The organism is Brevibacillus sp. B_LB10_24 (assembly GCF_046036945.1).
Taxonomy (GTDB): Bacteria; Bacillota; Bacilli; order Brevibacillales; family Brevibacillaceae; genus Brevibacillus_C.
Genome location: NZ_JBJQOQ010000002.1, coordinates 15,472 through 35,459 on the forward strand (window position 1 = coordinate 15,472; position 19,988 = coordinate 35,459).

A 19,988-nucleotide genomic window follows, 5' to 3' on the forward strand; every position below is an offset into this window, starting at 1 on the left:
GTTGCCTACTTTACAGACTCGTCTATAAATTTTTTGAAAGGAAAGTTTAAGAATTTCTTAAGGATCCCTAAAAAAAGAAAAACCCGGCATTAAGCCGAGTTCTCTGCTATTCGATATTCAGTCAGGGGACTTGCGCAAGTTTGACGGGAAGTTTTACTTGAAAGACCGTTTTGGCTGCGCTGCTGGAGACCGCGATCGACCCTTGGTGCAATTCGATCATGCTTTTGGCGATGGCCAGCCCTAATCCCGTACCTCCTGTTTCTGCTGAACGGGATTTCTCCACTCGGTAGAACCGCTCAAAAAGATAGGGCAGCTCAGCCTCAGGAATGGGACTGCCGTAATTGACGACATCGATGACGACCATGTTGTCATCACGCGATACCGCAATCTCCACCTTTTTCCCCTCCCGGCCGTACTTGATCGCATTGGCAATCAGGTTCTCAAATACGCGCATCAGCTTGTCCCCATCAGCCGTGATGATGACCTTATCCTCGCAAAAAGCCAATTGGATCTCCATCTGACTGTCGCGCAGCTGCAGAGAATATTCCGCGGCCAGCTGCCCGAGCAGTTCGACCAGATTAATCGGTGAAAGCTCCAGGCGTACCTGTCCGTAGCTCACCCTGGTATATTCAAACAAATCTTCCACCATCCGGTATAAGCGGCGGGTCTTCTCATAGGCGATGTTGACGTAATAGCGCAGCTCCACTTCGTCTTTGTAACGGTCATCCTCGATCAGCCGCAGGTAGCCAATCATAGAAGTAAGTGGCGTGCGCAGATCGTGGGATACATTGGTGATCAATTCGTTTTTGGCTTGGACGGCGAGGCGCTCTTCAGCGATAGATGATTGCAGCTGGCGGGACATCCTGTTGATGTTCTCCGCGAGATCTCCTAGTTCGTCATTGGATTTTACCGGAATCTGCAGATCGAAGTTGCCGTGAGACAACTGTTTGACACCCCTGGTTATCTCCACCAGGTACTTTACCGTACCGCGGCTTAACAAGACGACGTAAATGACGAAAAACACAATCGCGGTCAAGGCAAATACGACCGGAGCTCCAACCCCGGAATCCAGCAGCAAGAGAATGGATCTGAAAGGCTGAATGTACCTGTCTACTGTAAAGAGCGCAAAAACATAGAGCACAACCACCGTAAACATGGACAATACCATGCTTAAGAAAAACAACGCGATGATTTTCCCACGGATTCCTGATAACGGATTACGCATCGATTTTGTACCCTACTCCCCAAATGGTTTGGATCAGCTTGTATCCGAGCTGTTTCTCCAGTTTGTCGCGCAGATTGCTGATATGGACCATGACGGTATTGTTGGAGGCGTAATATTTCTCTTTCCAGATTCGCTGGAAGATTTCCTCTGCAGGAAAGACCCTGCCCGGGTTGCTGGCAAGCAGGTATAGGATGTCGAATTCTCTTGACGTCAGCACTACAGGCGAATCGTTCGCCGTTACTGTATGAGCGGTCTTGTTGATCGCTACATCGTGAATTTTTAAGATCTCGTCTGACTGCCCATTGGCATCGGGGTTGTACAAAAAGCTGCGGCGCAGCAGCGATTTGACCCGGGCGATCAGCTCCAACGGGTTAAATGGTTTGATCATGTAATCATCCGCGCCCGTCATCAAACCGAGAATCTTGTCCATATCCTCTGTCTTGGCGCTCAGCATCAAAATGGGCAGGGTCTTGGTTTCCCGCACTCTGCGGCACACCTCGATCCCGTCTACCTCCGGCATCATTACATCCAGTATGAGCAGATCCACCGCTTCCGCTTCCAAGAGTTCCAGCGCCTCCCGCCCGTTATATGCATGGAGGACGTGAAAGCCTTCATTGGTTACATACAAGGAAATCAACTGGGCAATTTCCCTGTCGTCATCGACGACGAGAATGTTGCGCATTTTCCATCATCCTGTTCTTTACTGTAGGGCTAGTTTTGCTTGTACAACTATCATCATAGCATATCGCATGCTGATAGCCGTAGAAAGCTCCTGAGGAACTCCCCAGATAAAGGAAAAAAATCCCGGGAGAACTCCCCCGGGACATGCTGCCGTTTCCTATGTTTATGATTGCAGCGAACGGATATATTCGGATACCTTCTGCAGACCTTGGCGAAGCGTTTCCGTATCGCATGCGTAGCCGATCCGCACCCAGCCTTCCATATCGAAGCAAATGCCGGGCGTCAGGAAGGCGCCGGTCTCTTTCAGCAGTCCTTCGCAAAAGACCGTCGATGAAACTGGCAGGTCAACTTTCAGCATAGCGGTCGTGCCTGCTCGCGGCTTGACATACGTGATGGCGGGCTCATTGGCGACCCAGTCGTCCAGGATCTCCAGGTTGTCCTTGATGATCTTGCGGTTTCGCTTCAGGATCAAGTCATAATTTTTCAGCGCATGAACGGCCAGGATATCATCCAGCATGCCGACGCTGATGGTGGTGTAATCGCGATGCTTGAAGCATTCGGCGATCACATCCTTGGGCCCGGCGATCCAGCCCAAACGCAGCCCGGCCAATGAGAGCACCTTCGACATGCTTGACGTGCTGATCCCTTTTTCATAGAGATCGGCGACAGAAGGGACGATCAGGTCGTCATCCTGCAGCAGGTTGCGGTACACTTCGTCACACAGCAGGTAAGCGCCGCAGGAGCGGGCGATTTCGACGATTTGCTCGAGCAGTTCGCGCTCGATGATCGCGCCTGACGGATTGTTCGGATTGTTGAGGCAGATCAACTTGGTATTTTCCTTCACGAGCGAACGAAGCTCTTCTAGGTCAGGAAGATATTTGTTTTCCGGCCTCAGGTGCAGCAAATCGACGGTGGCGCCAAACGACCTCGGCACTTCGTAAATTTGCTGGTACGTCGGATGAACAGATACGACGTGATCGCCTGGCTTCACCAGCGAGTAAAACACCAGGAAGTTGGCTGCGATACCGCCGTTCATGACCAGTACGTTTTGCGGATCGACAGAATCATAGAGGTTGGCGACCAGGGATTTGAACTCCGGGGAGCCTTCGATATGGCCATAGGTCAGCTTTTTCTCATAAAGCGAACGGAAAAATTCGTCGGGATTGGTGCCATCGATTGATATCAGGTCTTCAAGCGTAAACGAATCAACACATGTCTCGGCGATATTGTAAATCGCGCTCATCTCGTACTTATTCATCCATTCTTCGACTGCAAAATGTTTGATTTCCACTTCATATCCCCCTTTGGCGTATTGGTTTGGCTACAGTTGGCTACAGCTTGGCGACGGTGCCGATTCCTTTGGCTTCCGCTTGCTTCAATACATAATCGGCGGTGATCAAATCCTGCAGAGCGATGCCCGTGCTGTCATAAATGGTAATGTCTTGATCGGACTGACGTCCTGGCGTTTGGCCGAGAATCACGCTGCCGATTTCGGCGACGATGTCTTCCCTGGCCAGCAGTCCTTTTTTCACCGCTGTCTTTGTCTCTCCGACAGTGACGGCTTGGTTCACGTCATCGACGAATACGCGTGCAACCGCAAACAGGTTTTCGTCGATTTCCTGCTTCCCTTCCATATCCGCGCCGATGCAGGAGAAATGCGTGCCCGGCTTCACCCATTCCTTCATAATGATCGGCTTGCGGGACGGGGTGGCGGTGATGATGATGTCCGCCTCTTCCGTCGCCCGGCGAATGTCGGCGGCAGCTGCATATTCGATATCGATGCGATCGAGCAGCATGTTGTATAGCGACTGATCCGCTTTGTACGGAGCCAAAAACTTCTCCGTCAGCTTCGCTTTTGCCGTCGCACAGAAAGCGGCAGCTTTATCGTAACTATTTGCATTATAAACGGTCACTTTTTTGATCCGCGGCATCGTCATGAGCGTCGCCATGATTTCGTAGGCAGCCAGGTGTCCGGAGCCAATCAGCAGCAGATGCTCCGATTCCGGTCTAGCCAAGTATTTTGCGCCGATACCGCCGGCAGCGCCTGTGCGCATCAAGGTAACCGGCTCGCCGCTCATCATCCCCTTGGGCACGCCTGTTTCGCTGTCCAGCACCATCACGAAACCGACGAGCGCAGGCAGGTTTTTCCCGGGATTCTCGCCAAACCAGGAGACGAGCTTCAGTCCGAAAATGTTGGCTCCCGTCAAATGGCCTGATTTGATGTCCATATCCGCTTTGCCGGGCGCAAACTCGTGAAACACCATGGGGAAGAGAGAAGCTTCTTTCTGTTCCTTTAACGTATAGGCCTTTTCCACCAGTTTAATGACATTTTTCATATCGAGCAATTGTTCGACATGGGCCTGCTCAATTACTCTGAATGGCAGCATAGCGGTTCCCCCATTTCTATCTTTGGTATCTGGCTTTGACATTAACACAGAATAAAATAATAATGAAATTAGCGTCTTCTATGGTAACCATAAGGATCGTTGAGACTATCTGCGTTGGGGAGGAAACGGGATGGAGCTTCGAACGCTGAAAACCTTTCAGGTTGTCGCGGACCAACTGAATTTGACCAAAGCGGCCGAGCTGCTCGGATACACACAGCCGACCATTACGCTGCAAATACAAACCCTGGAAAAGGAAATCGGCCATCCGTTGTTTAACCGGGTAGGGAAAAAGACGTTCCTGACGCCGGCGGGAAAAATGATCAAACAGCACGTCGACAAGCTGTTCGGAGTCATTGCAGAGATGGACAAGGCGATCAAGCTGTTGGACGGACCCTATGGAACGCTGGTCGTCGCTGCCCCGGAGTACTACTGGACGCATTACTTGTCGCAATTGATCCGCTCCTACGTAAGCCATCATCCGCAAGTCAGTTTGAGGCTTGTCTCCTGCAACAGCAGCGACGTGATTCGCATGATCGCCTCGAATGAAGCAGACATCGGCATCATTGCGGGGCACAGCCCGACTCAGGAGATCGAAACCAGATTGCTGGAAAAAGAAGAGCTCTTCCTCGTGACGACGCGGGAGATTTACGAAAAACATGACCGCTCCTATATCCTGAAGCACTTTCCCTTCATTTATAAAGAAAGCTACAATCTTGACGGACTGGATCGTCAATCGATCACGGAAATCGACTATCATCCTGCTACTGCGATCGAGAGCAGCAGCGAAGAAGCGATTAAAATCGCCGTGATGAATCAGACAGGCGTCGCGCTGATCAGCGCCAATCTGATCAAGGAAGAGCTGGAGTCAGGGGCGCTCGTCCCGCTGCATCGGCTAAAACAGCGGTTGGAGACGCACCTGATCTGTTTGAAGAACCGCGCTGATGAGATCACGATTCGCTCGTTTGCCGACACCGTGATCGAAGGCTGGCAGGAAGCCGACCTTGCCAAATGAAGAAACAAGAAAGCCGGTGGCATCCAAGTGTCAACCGGCTTTTCCCTTATATAGAAAATAATAGAATGAAATTGAGAAACTTTATGGTAACCATTAAGTTTCTCAATTAGTTTGATTAGACAAAGGTGTGCTACGATTTAAAAAAATCAAAGATTACAAAAAAGGAGGTAAGAATATGGGTCAATCTCCGCTTGCCGTACAACCGCCCTTGAAGAAAAAAAGGGAGTTAAACGTTTATGTGCTGCTCTTGATTGTCCTTCTCCTCGCAGCGATTGCCACGTATGTTCTCCCGGCAGGAGAATATACCAGGCAGGATGTAGACGGGCGCAGTGTAGTCGTTCCGAATACCTACCAAACAATCGAATCGACGCCTGTCAGTCTAATGAGTTTGATCGGGTCCATTCATACCGGGATGGTAGAGGCATCTTCTATTATCTTTTTTGTCCTTATTATTGGCGGAACTTTTGGAATTTTAACGGCTACAGGCACGATCGAAGCATTTATCTCAACCCTTTCCCGCAAACTGGCGAATCAGGAAAAATGGCTGATTCCGATCATGATGCTGTTTTTTGCTATGGGCGGCGCTTTGATGGGGATGGCCGAGGAAACGCTGGCCTATCTGGGGATTATGATTCCGCTTGCGGTTGCGCTCGGTTTTGACGTGATGACCGGAGCGGCGATTGTGCTGGTCGGCGCCTCCGTCGGTTTTACGACGGCTGTTATGAATCCGTTTACAGTCGGGATTGCCCAAGGAATTGCCCAGCTGCCTCCGTTTTCCGGGATGGGTTACCGCATTATCCTGTTCGTGGTGATGTATCTGGTGTCGGTCTTTTTCGTCTATCGTTACGCTATGAAAGTGAAACGCGACCGCGGGTACGGTTTTTTTGGGGATGGAAAATTCACGGCGACAGAGTCTGCCGAACTCAAGCTGGAGAGGCGACATAAGGCCGTGTTGGGCTGTTTCCTGCTCAATTTTGTCGTGTTGGCCTACGGGGTCGTCAAATTCGAATGGTTTATCACGGAAATCGCCGGACTGTTTACGCTGCTGGGCATCGTCATCGCTGTAGTCGGCCGACTCTCCGCCGGTGAGACGGTCAGCGCCTTCATGAAAGGGGCGGCCGGTCTGATTTCCGGCGCGCTGATCATCGGGGTGGCCAGAGCGATCGTGGTCATTTTGACCAATGGGCATGTCATCGATACGATTCTCTACAGTGCTTCTTCCGCGATTCATCATTTGCCGCCTGCCTTGAGCGTGGTCGGTATGTATATATTGCAGGGCGTCATCCACTTGATTGTTCCCTCCGGCAGCGGGCAAGCCGCACTGACCATGCCGATCATGGCACCGCTCGCGGACCTGGTAGGCGTGACCCGCCAGACAGCCGTTCTCTGCTTCTCCATGGCGGATGGTATCGGCAATATTATTTTTCCGACGTCGGGATACTTTATGGCCGGCTTGGCGCTCGCGGGAATTCCGTGGAGCCGTTGGGCGAAATGGATTTTTCCGTTGATTATGACACAATACGGAATCGGACTGGTCTCAGTCATCGTAGCGCAGCTGTTTGGTTATGGGCCATTTTGACGGGGGGCAAGCGTTATGCAAACAGTGATTTCCCGCGAACTCGGCGAATGGGCAGTCGCCCATCGGCGCTATTTGCATCAACATCCGGAATTGTCGGGCCAGGAATACCAGACCCATACCTACATTAAGCAGCATCTTGAAGCCCTAGGGATTGCGATTCTGGATTATCAGGCGCCCAGTGTCGTCGGATTCCTGAAAGGGACGGATGGAAGCAAAACGATCGCGCTGCGTGCCGACATCGATGCGCTGCCCGTGCAGGAGGAAGGGGAGAAAAGCTATCTCTCCAAAGTGCCGGGCGTAGCCCACGCATGCGGTCATGACGGTCATACAGCGGTGCTGCTGGCGGCCGCGAAATGGCTGTCTGAGCATCAAGGCCAGGTGAAGCCCAATGTGGTTTTTATCTTTCAATCGTCCGAAGAACGGGAGCCAAGCGGCGCAGAGGCTTTGATCAAGCAGGGGGTGCTCAGCAATGTGGATGCCGTCTTTGGCATTCATCTTTGGCAGCCGCTCGCGAAGGGATTGATTGGCGTTTGCCACGGGCCCATGATGGGCGCATGCGATGAATTTAAGATCACGATCACAGGAAAAGGCGGCCACGGCGCCATGCCGCACGAGACCGTCGACCCGGTCTACATCGCCAGCCAAGTCGTGGGCGGGCTTCAATCGATTGTGAGCCGCGCGCTGAATCCGATGCAGTCCGCCGTGGTGACGGTAGGCAAGGTCGAGGAGGGCAGCACCTTCAACATCATCCCCAATGAAGCCGTGATGCTGGGGACCGCGCGCAGCCTGACGGAGGAGACGCGCCAATGCGTGCATAAACAGATGCAGCGGATCGTCGCTGGCATCCCGGCCAGTTTCGGTGCGGCAGGGCATATGGAGTATTATTGGGGAACACCCGCAGTGGTAAATGACCGCCAGCAAAGCCGTTATGTGGAAGAAGTAGTCAAGGCGGTCTTTGGGGAATCGGTCTATGCCGCCGATATGGAGCCAACCATGGCCGCCGAGGATTTTGCCTTCTATCTGTCGCATTGTCCAGGTGCATTCATCTTTGTCGGCATGGGCGGAGAGGCGAGCGCGTACTCTCATCACCACCCGCGTTTTGATATCGACGAAGCCGTGATCCCGTCAGCTATCGAGCTGTTTGTCCAGCTTGTGCTGCGGTTTGAATGAGTGGATCTGCAAGAACAGAAAAAAAGCCTCAGGAGGTACAAATGATGTTGAATGTTTCCATGCTTAGTATTCTGCAAGCAAAAAAGCGAATCGAACACGAAGTGGTGAAAACGCCGCTGATTTCATCGGCCGCCTTGTCCGCCCATGTCGGCGCCGAGGTTTGGCTCAAGCTGGAGAACTTGCAGAAGACAGGTTCGTTCAAGCTGCGCGGGGCGCTAAACAAGCTCTCTTCGCTGTCGGCGGAGGAGCTTGAGCGCGGAGTGATTACAGCATCGGCGGGTAACCATGCCCAAGGCGTAGCCTACGCGTCCTCCCTCAAGAACGTATCCGCGCTGATCGTCGTGCCAAAGACCGCTCCGGAAACGAAACGGGCCGGCATACAGCGGTATGGGGCGGAGTTGGTTGTTCATGGCGATAACTACGATGAAGCGGAGGCGCATGCGTACAGGCTGGCAGAGGAGACGGGACGAACATTCGTCCACGCCTTCGAAGATAATGAGATCATTTCCGGTCAAGGCACAGTGGCGCTCGAAGCATTGCTTGCGGAACCGGATTTTGATGCGATTGTGGTGCCGGCGGGGGGCGGCGGGTTGATCTGCGGGATCGCGACTGCAGCCAAAGCGCTCAACCCTGCCATCGAGGTGATCGGCATCCAGACTCATGCATCTCCGCCATGGTACTATTCCTTCAAGGCTGGAAAGCTGGCGGATGTCGAGTACAGCGATTCGCTGGCAGACGGCTTGCACGGCGGCATCTCGCAAGGAAATTTGGACCTCGCTTTGAAAATCGTCGACAGCTTCGTTCTGGTAGAAGAGGAGCAAGTCGCCCACGCCATGTACTGGATGGCAAAAGAGCATCATCACATGGTGGAGGGCTCCGGCGCCGTTGGTATCGCCGCTTTGCTGCACGGCCACCTGCCGCACCTGAAGGGGAAAAAAGTGCTCAACATCGTCAGCGGAAGCAACGTGGATGCCGCCAAGCTGGGCAAAATCATCAGCCGTTATTCGTAAACGAAGACCACAGGCATCAAACCGTCTCGGAATACTGTTCCGGACGGTTTTTTTTCGCCGCTTTCGCACATTAGACTATCAACAGAAGCTGCGAATAATCCATTATCCGTGAGGGAAAATAACCCAACTAACTTGGTGAAAGGGGTTAACAGATGCGGCAAAAGAATCGGGTCATCATATCATTGCTTGCAGGGCTTATGGTGCTTTTTTCGCCGCTCGGCGGGCTGGCTGCAACACCGGCTGCTCCCGGGCTGGACAAAGACCTGGAAAACCTGGTCTACGCTCTTGGCGTCCAGGCTTATATCTACGGGTACCCGCTGGTCGTGATGGAAGAAACCAAACAGAGGATGGTCAGGACCAGAGCGCCGATCAATCAGTTTTTTTACTCGGAATCCTTGGCCGGTCCAGAGTTTAAAGAGATTGTCGCTCCTAACAGCAATACGCTGTATTTTTCCGCGTGGCTCGATCTCGCTTCCGGTCCGGTGATCCTGCGTGTTCCGGAGAATAAGAGCGGCCGGTACTATACGGTTCAAATGCTGGATGCTTATACGAATACGTTTCGTAACGTCTCCAGCCGATCGACAGGGGGCAAGCCGGGTCAATATGCCATCGTCGGTCCGACCTAGAAGGGGAAGATTCCGGAAGAAAAAATCCAGGCTCCGACCAACACCGTTTGGCTGATTGGGCGGGTGGAGGTGAAGGGCAAAGAGGACCTGGCTGCGGCCGTTGATTTTGAGAAGCAGTTCAGCCTGGCTTCTGCCGGGCAGGTGAAGCGGCAGGGCAAGGCGATTCCGCCGGTCCTTTCGGGCAAACAGGAAGAACTGCGGCCGATGGCGTTCTTTAAGGTGATGACAGAGGCGATCAAACAAAATCCGCCGCCGCCGTGTGACGCTGTTCTGCTCGATCAGTTTAAGCTGATCGGAATGGATGTCGCGAATGGATTTGACCCGAGAAAATTGCCCCCGGCGATGATTGCCGGGCTGACCCGTGCGGCCAGGGACGCGCAAGAAATCATTAAAAACAGCGAAGCGGCCTATCCGACGGTGAACGGGTGGATGATCGCCCGCGATATCGGGACTTACGGGGATCAGTTTCTCTTGCGGGCCGGGGTTGCGTACTCGGGGATCGGGGCCAACGTCCCGGCAGAAGAGCTGTATGCCCGCACCTATGCAGATGGACAGGGCAAACCGCTAAACGGGGCAAACCGCTACGTTCTCCACTTTGCCAAGGAACAGATTCCCGAAGTGGATGCCTTCTGGTCGGTGACGATGTACGGGCCTGATTTTTACCTGGTGCCCAACAGCATCAACCGCTACAGCATTGGCGATTTGACAAAAGGCCTGAAGTACAATGCGGACGGGTCGCTCGATCTCTACTTTCAACAAACCCCTCCGCCGGGCAAGGAATCCAATTGGCTTCCCTCGCCGCCGGGGGATTTTAACCTGGTCCTGAGGATGTTCGAACCCAAACCCAGGATGCTGGAAAAAGGGTACAAGCTTCCGCCCGTCAAGCAAATACCAGGGGGAAGTTCAACCACCCTGGCTGACGTACGTTTCCGGTGAGAGGCCACGGAGAAAGCAGCTGATCTCATCGGTATAAAAGAGGTGCAATTCATGCATGGCCCGGGTGCAGGCCGTGTAGAACAGCTTCCGGTCCTGTTCCTTGCCGTACCGGGCCTGGGACGCGTTATAGATAATGACCGCGTCAAACTCGATGCCTTTCGCCAGGTAGGAGGGGATGACCAGTGTGCCCGTCTTAAAGGAACCCGACTCTTTTTCTACCAGATGAAGCGGTATTTCTCCTTGCAGTGTCTGATAGGCTTCTTGGCATTCCCGGGCTGTTTTGCAGATCACGGCAATCGTCCGGTTTCCGTCGGCTTGCAAGGAGCGGATGCGATCCTTTATTTTTGCAGCGAGGTCGGGGGCGTCCTTGGCACACGTCACAGTCGGCAGCTTGCCTTCGCGGTTAAACGGCCGGATGGCGTCGCCGCCGGGGATCAGCCCGCGGGTAAATTCAACGATCGGCCGGGTGGAGCGGTAACTGCGGGTCAGGACGATATTCTCTGCATGCTCCGTCCCAAAGATCCGGGCCAGTTGTGAAAAATCGGTGTCGGCAGCATGGGCGTAGATCGCTTGATTCAAATCGCCGAGCAAAGTTATTTTGCTGTTCGGAAAGAGCTTTCGCAGAAGGGCGAACTGAAAGGGAGAATAATCCTGGGCTTCGTCAACAAAGACGTGTCGGATAGCATTGTTGGAGCGGAAGCCCTCGATCCGCTCTTTCAGGTACAGGTAGGGGACGGCATCTTCATAGGCGATCTCCCCGCGATCCAGCCGCTTCACGGTCCATTCACAGATCTCCGCCCATCTGCCGGGGAGCTGACATTCGCTGTCCAGAGAAAAACAGAGCTTTGGATCCGCGAAGAGCTGTCGATACGTTGCCGGCACGTCGATGAACTGCAGACGTTTGACCGACGCCCGCAGCGGGTCGAAATAGCGGTTTACGACGAGCGAGGAGAGCAGCTTCTGTTCCAAGGCATAGTCGTCAAAGGTGTTCCCGCCCATCCGCTTCCGCTTCCGCAGCTCCTGCTCTACTTCCCGATAATCGTCTTGGTCAAGCAGTTCGATTTCTTCCTCTACCCAGCGCTTCTTCCGTTCTGCCTTCGCTCGCATCTCCAGTTGGGCGAGCAGCCACTTGGCAAGCAGGTTCATCCGGTTGGGAATCGGCAGGGAGTGATCCATTGCGTAGAACTGCTCGGACAAACTTTCAGCCGAGATGAGCGTCTTGCCCCTGAATTCAAGGTTGCAAAAACGCATGCCTTCCCGTCCAAGAAGTTGGATGTACTGCTCGATGATCCCCATAAAGCCGGTTGAGGATTTAAACGGGATTCCCTCAAGACGGGCCGTGTAACCAGGCTCATCCATTGCCGTGTGGACGTACTCCAACTGGCTGAACGGATCCTCCACCCGGAAGGTTCTTCCTAGACGCCGCTCCAGGTATTCCTGGAAAGTCGTCTGCTGCATGTTTTCTTCGCCCAGTTCGGGGAGGACGGTAGAAACGTAACTGTTAAACATCTCATTTGGCGAAAACAGCACGATTTGGTTGGCCTGCAATGTTTTTCGGTAGCGGTACAGCAGGTAGGCAACGCGCTGCAGCGCTGCCGATGTTTTGCCGCTGCCCGCTGCTCCCTGCACGATCAAGAGCGGACTTCGCTCATTGCGGATGATCCGGTTTTGCTCCATCTGAATCGTCGCCACGATGCTTTTCATCTGCGTGCTGGAATGCTGTCCCAGTACCTCTTGGAGCAGTTCGTCTCCGATCGTGACGCCCGTGTCAAACATGCTGCGGATGCGGCCATCGCGAATGATCAGCTGCCGCTTCAACTCCATTTCGCCGGCAATCGTACCGCCAGGTGTCTCGTACCGGGCAGGCCCGGGCGGGTAGTCATAGTACATGCTGGCTACCGGAGCCCGCCAATCGTAGACGAGGAAGTGTTCGTCATTCTCATCGAGCAGGGAGGTGATCCCCAGGTATATGCGTTCGGATTTTTTTTCGTCTTCCTCTTTAAAGTCGATTCTTCCGAAGTAGGGGGATTGTCTAAGCCGGACGAGCGTGTTCAACCGCTTTTCGGAGTGCAGGTGGCTGCGTTCCCGCTCTGCCAGCAATTCCGCATGCTGCTTAATGCTGGCGTAGGTTTCGACCGCCTCATAGGCGTCGTCAAAGTTGACGGTTACGTCCTCCCAAAAGTTTTTGCGGATTTCGACGATATCTGTTTTTAACTCGCCCACATCCTGCTCCAAACCGGAGATACGCTTGTCGATAAGGCGGGTGACCTGCTCGACCCGCTGTTGTTCCGCTTGCCAATCCTGCTCAACTGTACTCATGGAATCGCTCCTTTTCGTTGGTGATTTTCTCGCCTGAAAGGTTTGACAAGAGGGTGACTTTGTGATAATATTATTGTAGGGATATAATGTGGATTTACATATATTGAGAGTGAGCCGTTTTTTCATTTTAACATAAGCGATAAGTCTGTATCAAGACTTTTTGGCAGATAACGAAAGGAGACGTGTATCACGTCTCTTTTTTAAGCTTGACAACCCCTTTTAAAACGGCTCTGGCGCGGAAACTGGGAATGTGCTATGCTGTTACAACATTGAAAATGCCCAGAGCCGTACGAACAGCCATGAACGTCAGAATCAACAAAAAATAACGGCCAAGAGGGAAGAAGATCGTCACGATGCTCTTCCCTCTTCGTTGTATAAAAAGATTATCAGGATGGAAAGAAGTGGGGATGCTTGAAGAAGTATCAAATTTATTTTGCCTTGTTTTGTGTCATGATTACCTGGGGGTTTAATGTCGTCATGACAAAGGTGCTGGTTGCCAATTTTCTGCCGGTTACCATGACAGCCCTCCGCATTTTTACGGCGGGTATCAGTGTACTGTTTATCATGCTTTGCTGCAAGCAGGTACGTGCTCTGACGAAGCGGGAGTTTTGGTACGTTCTCATTGGAGCGATGTTTAACGTCGTCGGACATCATTATTTTTTATCGATTGGCCTTTCCAAAACGTCGGCCACCAACGGGGGACTGATCTTGGGGTTGGGTCCGCTGTTGACCACAGTCTTGGCTATCCTCTTTTTGGGCAGCAAGGTGACAGTGACGCGAATGATCGGGGTCATCCTTGGGATAGCGGGTGTTTCCTTCATCGTACTGGGGGGAAACGGCGGCTTAAGCGGAGTGTCAATGGGAGATGCAGATGTATTCATGGCGGTTGTCTTTCAAGCGGCAAGCTTTGTCATCATCAAAAAGGTATCGGATACACTTGACCCGCGTTTGATGACGGGGTATATGCTGCTGATCGGTTCGGTTGTGCTGTTCGCTCTCAGCCTGTTCGTCGAACCGGGAGGACTGGCCAGCATGGCAAACGGCTCTGCCGGCTTGTGGGCTGTATTTTTTGCATCGGCTATTGTCGCTACCGCCTTGGGACACATGGTCTACAACTACGCGATCGGCAAGGTTGGGGCAGCGGAATCCGCTATTTTTATGAATCTAAATACCTTTTTCGCGTTAGTCGGCGCAGTCCTGTTTTTGGGTGAAAAAATAGCTGGCGTCCACATCGTCGGCTTCTTCTTGATCCTGATGGGCGTCGTGCTTGGCTCAGGCGCTTTCGAAGAACTGCTCCGCGGCAGCGGGGGAAAGAAAGGGATCGGGATGGGAAGGCAGCAAAAATCATTGTAATTGATGTTCATTCGAATGATGATAAAATCAAGAATATGGAAAAAATATTGAGGATGGAATAGATAAAAATGAATCAGACATTCACGGTTTGGGAGAAAATGCGCCAGCTGCTGACCGTTTTGCTGCCGATTCTCATATCGCAATTGGCGCTGTTTTCGATGACTTTTTTCGATACGATCATGTCAGGCCACGCCAGTCCGACCGATCTGGCGGGAGTAGCCATCGGATCGAGCATCTGGAGTCCGGTGCAGGCGGGATTGACCGGGATATTGCTGGCGGTGACTCCGATCGTGGCGCAGATGATCGGTGCGATGCGCAAAGACCAAGTGCCGTTTACCGTGGTGCAGGCGATGTATTTGGCCGTTGCGATTGCCCTCGCGGTCGTCCTCATCGGTGCGGCTGCGCTTGGTCCGCTGTTAAATATGATGGATCTGGAACCGGACGTTCACGATATAGCATGGCGTTTCTTGATCGCTCTGTCGTTCGGGATTGTACCGCTGTTCGTCTACACCGTGATTCGCTGCTTTATTGACGCGCTTGGCTGGACGCGGATCACCATGCTAATCACGCTGGTTTCATTGCCCATCAACATCGTGCTCAACTACATGCTCATTTTCGGCCACTTTGGCATGCCGCGCCTGGGGGGAGTAGGGGCAGGATACGCAACAGCGATCACGTATTGGTGCATTGCATTGATCAGCTTGTTCGTCGTTCACCGGGTGCACGCTTTTTCCGAATATGGAATACTAACGAAGTTTTACCGCATTTCCATGGCAGCCTGGAAGGAACTGCTGAGGATTGGAGTGCCGCTGGGCTTCTCCATCTTTTTTGAAGTAAGCATCTTCGCCGCTGTCACGCTTCTCATGAGTCAGTTCAATACGATTACGATTGCCGCCCACCAGGCTGCGATGAATTTCGCCTCGTTTATTTACATGGTTCCGATGAGCGTCTCGATGGCATTGACGATTCTCGTCGGGTTTGAAGCCGGGGCCAAAAGATTCAAAGATGCCCGGCAGTACAGCTACATGGGAATTAGTATCGCGTTGGTGATGGCGGCGCTGTTTGCCGTTGGCCTGTTATTGTTCAATGAACAGGTGGCAGGCTGGTACACCACGGATGAGGCAGTGCTTCGCCTGACGCAGCATTTCCTGATGTATTCGATTCTGTTTCTCTTGTCGGACGCAGTCGCGGCGCCGATCCAGGGGATTCTGCGAGGGTACAAGGAGGTCACCGTCACTTTCATCGTGGCGCTTATTTCCTACTGGGTGATCGGGCTGCCGCTCGGTTATCTGATGGCGAATTACACCTCGTTCGCTGCGTTTGGCTATTGGATTGGATTGATTACCGGCCTTGCCGCAGGAGCCGTCTTTTTGTTTGGCCGATTGCTGGCCTTGCAGCGGCGGAAGATCAGGGCCAACGAACCATAAAGCTTGGGAGGGAGCCGAGTTCATCGGCTCCTTGTTTTGTTATTTCCAAAATGATGCAGAGCGAAATGGGATTGACAAGATTTTTGCACGTAAATATAATTAGGTATCCAAATAAATTACATTACAAACTATTTGCAAACCAACGTATATTTGAGGTGAACATATGGAATTCAACGGTCATCCAACGGCCCAGAGGCTGATGCATGCCTTCCGGAAATTAAAGCGGGCCGATTGGCGAAAGCGTTTTGTAGCAGGTCATGTGCCTAGCGAAATGATGGTGTTGATCAGTATCAAAAGAGCGATGAAGAACGATTCCAATGGTGTAATGGTATCGACAATCAGCAGTATGCTGCATGTTACCTCACCGACGGTTACACAGTTAATCAAAGGGCTTGAAGCAAAGGGGCTGGTCGAGCGCAACATCGACAAGGAAGACCGGCGGGCCGTGCGCATTACGCTTACGGATGCCGGAGAAACGGTGACGAAGCAGGCGTTCAAGGAGTTTTCCGATTCCTTTAACGGCTTGGTTGAATACCTGGGAGAAGAACAAAGCAAACAGCTTGCCAATCTGCTCGACCAGGTGTTTCAGTACTTCGATGAGAGAAAGAAGAGTTGGGAGCAGTCACAAAGCAAGGGTGATGAAGCATGATCAAGCTGTTTCGCTATATCAAACCGTACCGCTGGCTGGTCGCGGCAGTGCTGTTGCTGATCTTTTTGCAGACGCTGTCGGATCTGTTCCTGCCAACTTTGATGGCCGATATCGTCGATATTGGGATCGTCAATGGGGACACACCCTACATCCTGAAAATTGGCGGGTTTATGCTGTTGGTTGCTGCCGGTGGAGTGCTTTGCTCCGTCACGGCGAGCTTCCTGTCATCCAGAGTCTCCGCGGGTTTCGGCCAAAGACTCCGCTCGATGGTCTTCTCACACGTCACAAACTTCTCGCTGCAGGAGTTTGACAAAATCGGCACGGCTTCGCTGATCACGAGGACAACGAATGACATCACACAGGTCCAGCAGGTCTTGAACATGATGCTGCGGATGATGGTAATGGCTCCGTTGATGTGCATTGGCGGGATTATCATGGCGGTGTCCAAGGATGCCAAGCTGTCACTGGTGCTGGTCGTCGTCATCCCCGTCCTGGTCGCTGTGATTGCGTTCTTTGCCGCCAAGGGAATGCCGCTGTTTAAAGCGATACAGGTCAAACTGGACAAATTGAATCTCGTTCTCCGGGAGAATCTTACCGGTATTCGCGTCATTCGCTCGTTTAACCGCATTGACCGCGAAAAACAGCGCTTTGACGAGGCAAACCTCGATCTTACCAATACATCGGTGAAAGTAAACAGGCTGATGGCTTCGCTCATGCCGACCATGATGCTGATACTTAATCTTTCGACCATTGCGATTATTTGGTTCGGCGGTATCCGCATCGACAACGGACATATGCAGGTGGGGGCCCTGATGGCGTTTATCCAATACGCCATGCAGATCTTGTTTTCCCTGTTGATGGTGACGATGATCTTTGTCATGATTCCCCGCGCCGCGGCTTCTGCAGTCCGAATTAACGAGGTGCTGGAGATGGATCCCGACATCAAGGACGGGGAGCAGCTGCAGGAGACAGACGGCAAAAAAGGGTATGTTGAATTTCGCGATGTGACCTTCAGCTATCCCGGTGCTGAAAAACCGGCGCTCTCCAACATTTCGTTCCAGGCCAGACCGGGCGAGGTCACCGCGATCATCGGCGGCACCGGGTCAGGAAAATCGACGCTGATCAGTCTGATTCCGCGTTTCTACGATGTTGACAGCGGCAGCGTCCTGGTCGACGGCGTCGATGTGCGGGAGATGTCCCAGGCGAGCCTGCGGGAGCGCATCGGCTTCGTTCCGCAAAAAGCCGTCCTGTTTACCGGAACCATCGCAGAAAACATCCGCTACGGCAAGGAAGACGCGACCGACGAAGAGATCCGCCATGCAGCTGAAACAGCGCAGGCGACCGAGTTCATCTCGGAGATGAAAGACGGCTTCGATTCGGTGATTGCGCAAGGCGGCATGAACGTCTCCGGCGGGCAGAAGCAGCGGCTCTCCATCGCCCGGGCATTGGTGCGAAGACCGGAAATCTACGTTTTTGACGACAGCTTCTCGGCGCTTGACTTTAAGACAGACGCAAAACTGCGGGCTGCGCTCAAAGAGGAAACGGGAGAATCCACGGTGATGATCGTCGCCCAAAGAGTCAGCACGGTGATGGACGCCGACCGCATCATCGTCCTCGATGAGGGGAAAATTGCCGGTATCGGCACTCATCGGGAACTGCTGGATTCCTGCAGCGTATATCGGGAAATTGTGTCCTCGCAGTTGTCAGAGGAGGAAATCGCATGAATGGGGAACGCAAAGAAATGAGATTTGGCCGCGGAATGGGCCATGGCAGAGGGCCTGGGATGGGCATGCCGGTGCAAAAAGCGAAAGATTTCAAAGGCACGTTAAAAAGGCTGATGGGCTATTTGAAGCCCCGCAGGGTCCAGTTGACGGTCGTTTTCCTGGCGGCTGTGCTCAGCACCGTGTTCAGCATTGCCAGCCCGAAAATCATGGGGAAGGCAACGACGAAGCTGTTCGAAGGCGTTAAGCTGAAATGGGAAGGTGTACCGGGGGCCGCGATCGATTTCCACTACATTATGCATATTCTGTTGATTTTGGGCGGCCTCTACCTGGCAAGCGCGATGTTCGGCTACATTCAGCAATTCGTGATGGCCGGCGTCGCCCAGAAAACGGTTTACGACCTGCGCAAACAGGTGAATGACAAGCTGTCCCGGCTGCCGCTGAAATTTTTTGATTCGCGTCCCAACGGGGAAATTCTCAGCCGCGCCGTGAATGACTTGGATAACATCAGCAGCACCTTGCAGCAAAGTCTCACCCAGCTGATCACGTCTGTCGTCACTTTGATCGGCGTCATCGTGATGATGCTGACGATCAGCCCGCTGATGACATTGATCGTATTTCTGACCTTGCCGCTGAGTCTGGCGGTTACCAAAGCGATTGCCTCCCGCTCGCAAAGCTACTTTATCGGGCAGCAAAAGGCTCTTGGCGAACTGAACGGGCATGTGGAGGAGATGTATACAGGCCACAAGGTGGTGAAGGCGTTCGGGCACGAAACCAAATCGCTCGAGACATTCAACGAGATAAACGAAAGGCTCTACCAATCAGGCTGGAAGGCGCAGTTTATCTCCGGCATCATCATGCCGCTGATGAGTTTTATCAGCAACATCGGCTATGTGCTGGTCAGCGTCGTCGGCGGTCTGCTGGTGACAAAAAGAGCGATTGAAATCGGGGATATTCAGGCGTTCATCCAATACGCCAGACAGTTTTCACAGCCGATCACACAGTTGGCCAATATCGCCAATATCATTCAGTCTACGATCGCTTCGGCGGAGCGGGTCTTTGAGCTCCTCGACGAGCAAGAGGAGCTGCCGGAAGTGTCCGATCCTGTAGAATTGCAGTCTCCGCAAGGCTCTGTGCGGTTCCAGGAAGTCAAGTTTGGTTACAAGGAAGACGCGCCGCTGATCGAGAACATGAATATCGACGTCAAGCCCGGACAGACCGTCGCCATCGTCGGCCCGACCGGTGCGGGGAAAACGACATTGATCAACCTGTTGATGCGTTTCTATGAAATCAACGACGGCAAAATTACCATTGACGGCGTCGACATCACGGAAATGAAGCGCGGCAATTTGCGCAGCCTCTTCGGCATGGTGCTGCAGGACACGTGGCTGTTTAACGGAACGATACGGGATAACATCGCCTATGGCCGTGAGGGAGCAACGGAAGAGGAGGTCGTGCAGGCGGCGAAAGCGGCACATGCGGATCACTTTATCCGTACGCTCCCTGACGGGTACGACACGGTATTAAACGAAGAAGCGTCCAATATTTCACAGGGACAAAAGCAGCTTTTGACGATTGCCCGCGCGATCCTGGCCGACCCCGCCATCCTGATTCTCGATGAAGCGACGAGCAGCGTCGACACCAGGACCGAGGTGCATATTCAAAAGGCGATGAACGAACTGATGAAGGGCAGAACCAGCTTTGTGATCGCCCACAGGCTGTCGACGATTCGCGACGCCGATTTGATCCTGGTGATGAAAAACGGCAGCATTATCGAGAAAGGCAGCCATACAGAGCTGCTGTCGGCCGGCGGTTTTTATGCCGACCTCTACAACAGCCAGTTTACCGGGAAAAACCGCAAAAAAGAGGTCGTGTAAATCAAGGCGAACAGCG

15 protein-coding genes and 1 pseudogene are annotated in these 19,988 nt (G+C 52.9%); 11 read left to right on the forward strand and 5 right to left on the reverse strand.

The window, feature by feature from the left end:
- Nucleotides 1-121 precede the first annotated feature (121 nt).
- From ACI7RC_RS02970 to ACI7RC_RS02985, 4 genes are all read right to left on the reverse strand, one after another.
- Entirely contained in the window at nt 122-1,225 is a 1,104-nt protein-coding gene (locus ACI7RC_RS02970; protein ID WP_408106744.1) for a sensor histidine kinase, read from the reverse strand.
- Entirely contained in the window at nt 1,218-1,907 is a 690-nt protein-coding gene (locus tag ACI7RC_RS02975; RefSeq protein WP_408106745.1) for a response regulator transcription factor, read from the reverse strand. Before ACI7RC_RS02975 ends, ACI7RC_RS02970 begins: the two co-directional genes overlap by 8 nt.
- A gap of 162 nt (nt 1,908-2,069) precedes the next feature.
- Nucleotides 2,070-3,197, reverse strand: a complete 1,128-nt coding sequence (locus ACI7RC_RS02980) for an aminotransferase (RefSeq protein WP_408106746.1) — start codon at nt 3,195-3,197, stop codon at nt 2,070-2,072.
- Between the two features lie 40 nt (nt 3,198-3,237).
- Nucleotides 3,238-4,293, reverse strand: coding sequence for an ornithine cyclodeaminase family protein (locus ACI7RC_RS02985; RefSeq protein ID WP_408106747.1), 1,056 nt, complete (start codon nt 4,291-4,293; stop codon nt 3,238-3,240).
- 130 nt (nt 4,294-4,423) lie between these two features.
- On the opposite strand from ACI7RC_RS02985, the gene ACI7RC_RS02990 reads away from it, so the two are divergent.
- From ACI7RC_RS02990 to ACI7RC_RS03015, 6 genes and pseudogenes are all read left to right on the forward strand, one after another.
- On the forward strand, nt 4,424-5,305 hold the full coding sequence (locus ACI7RC_RS02990) for a LysR family transcriptional regulator (protein WP_408106748.1): 882 nt from the start codon (nt 4,424-4,426) through the stop codon (nt 5,303-5,305).
- Nucleotides 5,306-5,480: 175 nt separating this feature from the next.
- Entirely contained in the window at nt 5,481-6,884 is a 1,404-nt protein-coding gene (locus ACI7RC_RS02995) for a YfcC family protein (protein WP_408106749.1), read from the forward strand.
- Between the two features lie 15 nt (nt 6,885-6,899).
- Complete coding sequence (locus tag ACI7RC_RS03000) at nt 6,900-8,054, forward strand: M20 metallopeptidase family protein (protein ID WP_408106750.1); 1,155 nt, start codon at nt 6,900-6,902, stop codon at nt 8,052-8,054.
- A gap of 41 nt (nt 8,055-8,095) precedes the next feature.
- On the forward strand, nt 8,096-9,064 hold the full coding sequence (locus ACI7RC_RS03005) for a threonine ammonia-lyase (RefSeq protein ID WP_408106751.1): 969 nt from the start codon (nt 8,096-8,098) through the stop codon (nt 9,062-9,064).
- Nucleotides 9,065-9,411: 347 nt separating this feature from the next.
- Nucleotides 9,412-9,804: pseudogene (locus ACI7RC_RS03010) on the forward strand (DUF1254 domain-containing protein); the annotation flags it as partial.
- A gap of 315 nt (nt 9,805-10,119) precedes the next feature.
- On the forward strand, nt 10,120-10,626 hold the full coding sequence (locus ACI7RC_RS03015) for a DUF1214 domain-containing protein (protein ID WP_408107036.1): 507 nt from the start codon (nt 10,120-10,122) through the stop codon (nt 10,624-10,626).
- On the opposite strand, the gene helD is transcribed toward ACI7RC_RS03015, so the two are convergent.
- Nucleotides 10,594-12,945, reverse strand: coding sequence for an RNA polymerase recycling motor HelD (gene helD, locus ACI7RC_RS03020; protein WP_408106752.1), 2,352 nt, complete (start codon nt 12,943-12,945; stop codon nt 10,594-10,596). The two genes, ACI7RC_RS03015 and helD, sit on opposite strands and share 33 nt — an antisense overlap.
- A 411-nt stretch (nt 12,946-13,356) precedes the next feature.
- On the opposite strand from helD, the gene ACI7RC_RS03025 reads away from it, so the two are divergent.
- From ACI7RC_RS03025 to ACI7RC_RS03045, 5 genes are all read left to right on the forward strand, one after another.
- Nucleotides 13,357-14,298: a DMT family transporter gene (locus ACI7RC_RS03025; protein ID WP_408106753.1), complete on the forward strand. Its 942-nt coding sequence runs from the start codon at nt 13,357-13,359 to the stop codon at nt 14,296-14,298.
- Between the two features lie 68 nt (nt 14,299-14,366).
- Nucleotides 14,367-15,725 carry an MATE family efflux transporter gene (locus ACI7RC_RS03030; RefSeq protein WP_408106754.1) on the forward strand — a complete coding sequence of 453 codons (1,359 nt, stop codon included), beginning with the start codon at nt 14,367-14,369 and terminating at the stop codon, nt 15,723-15,725.
- Nucleotides 15,726-15,888: 163 nt separating this feature from the next.
- Nucleotides 15,889-16,374, forward strand: a complete 486-nt coding sequence (locus tag ACI7RC_RS03035; RefSeq protein ID WP_408106755.1) for a MarR family winged helix-turn-helix transcriptional regulator — start codon at nt 15,889-15,891, stop codon at nt 16,372-16,374.
- Nucleotides 16,371-18,098, forward strand: a complete 1,728-nt coding sequence (locus tag ACI7RC_RS03040) for an ABC transporter ATP-binding protein (protein ID WP_408106756.1) — start codon at nt 16,371-16,373, stop codon at nt 18,096-18,098. Before ACI7RC_RS03035 ends, ACI7RC_RS03040 begins: the two co-directional genes overlap by 4 nt.
- The gene (locus ACI7RC_RS03045; protein ID WP_408106757.1) at nt 18,095-19,972 is read left to right on the forward strand and encodes an ABC transporter ATP-binding protein; all 1,878 of its coding nucleotides are present in this window, start codon (nt 18,095-18,097) and stop codon (nt 19,970-19,972) included. Before ACI7RC_RS03040 ends, ACI7RC_RS03045 begins: the two co-directional genes overlap by 4 nt.
- The last annotated feature ends 16 nt before the right edge of the window (nt 19,973-19,988 follow it).

Coding starts and splice junctions, on each gene's coding strand:
- ACI7RC_RS03000 (WP_408106750.1), top strand. CDS start 6,900: ATGCAAACAGTGATTTCCCGCGAACTCGGCGAATGGGCAGTCGCCCAT.
- ACI7RC_RS03040 (WP_408106756.1), top strand. CDS start 16,371: ATGATCAAGCTGTTTCGCTATATCAAACCGTACCGCTGGCTGGTCGCG.
- ACI7RC_RS03035 (WP_408106755.1), top strand. CDS start 15,889: ATGGAATTCAACGGTCATCCAACGGCCCAGAGGCTGATGCATGCCTTC.
- ACI7RC_RS03030 (WP_408106754.1), top strand. CDS start 14,367: ATGAATCAGACATTCACGGTTTGGGAGAAAATGCGCCAGCTGCTGACC.
- ACI7RC_RS02995 (WP_408106749.1), top strand. CDS start 5,481: ATGGGTCAATCTCCGCTTGCCGTACAACCGCCCTTGAAGAAAAAAAGG.
- ACI7RC_RS02985 (WP_408106747.1), bottom strand. CDS start 4,293: ATGCTGCCATTCAGAGTAATTGAGCAGGCCCATGTCGAACAATTGCTC.
- ACI7RC_RS02970 (WP_408106744.1), bottom strand. CDS start 1,225: ATGCGTAATCCGTTATCAGGAATCCGTGGGAAAATCATCGCGTTGTTT.
- ACI7RC_RS03045 (WP_408106757.1), top strand. CDS start 18,095: ATGAATGGGGAACGCAAAGAAATGAGATTTGGCCGCGGAATGGGCCAT.
- ACI7RC_RS03005 (WP_408106751.1), top strand. CDS start 8,096: ATGATGTTGAATGTTTCCATGCTTAGTATTCTGCAAGCAAAAAAGCGA.
- ACI7RC_RS02990 (WP_408106748.1), top strand. CDS start 4,424: ATGGAGCTTCGAACGCTGAAAACCTTTCAGGTTGTCGCGGACCAACTG.
- ACI7RC_RS03015 (WP_408107036.1), top strand. CDS start 10,120: ATGATCGCCCGCGATATCGGGACTTACGGGGATCAGTTTCTCTTGCGG.
- ACI7RC_RS02975 (WP_408106745.1), bottom strand. CDS start 1,907: ATGCGCAACATTCTCGTCGTCGATGACGACAGGGAAATTGCCCAGTTG.
- helD (WP_408106752.1), bottom strand. CDS start 12,945: ATGAGTACAGTTGAGCAGGATTGGCAAGCGGAACAACAGCGGGTCGAG.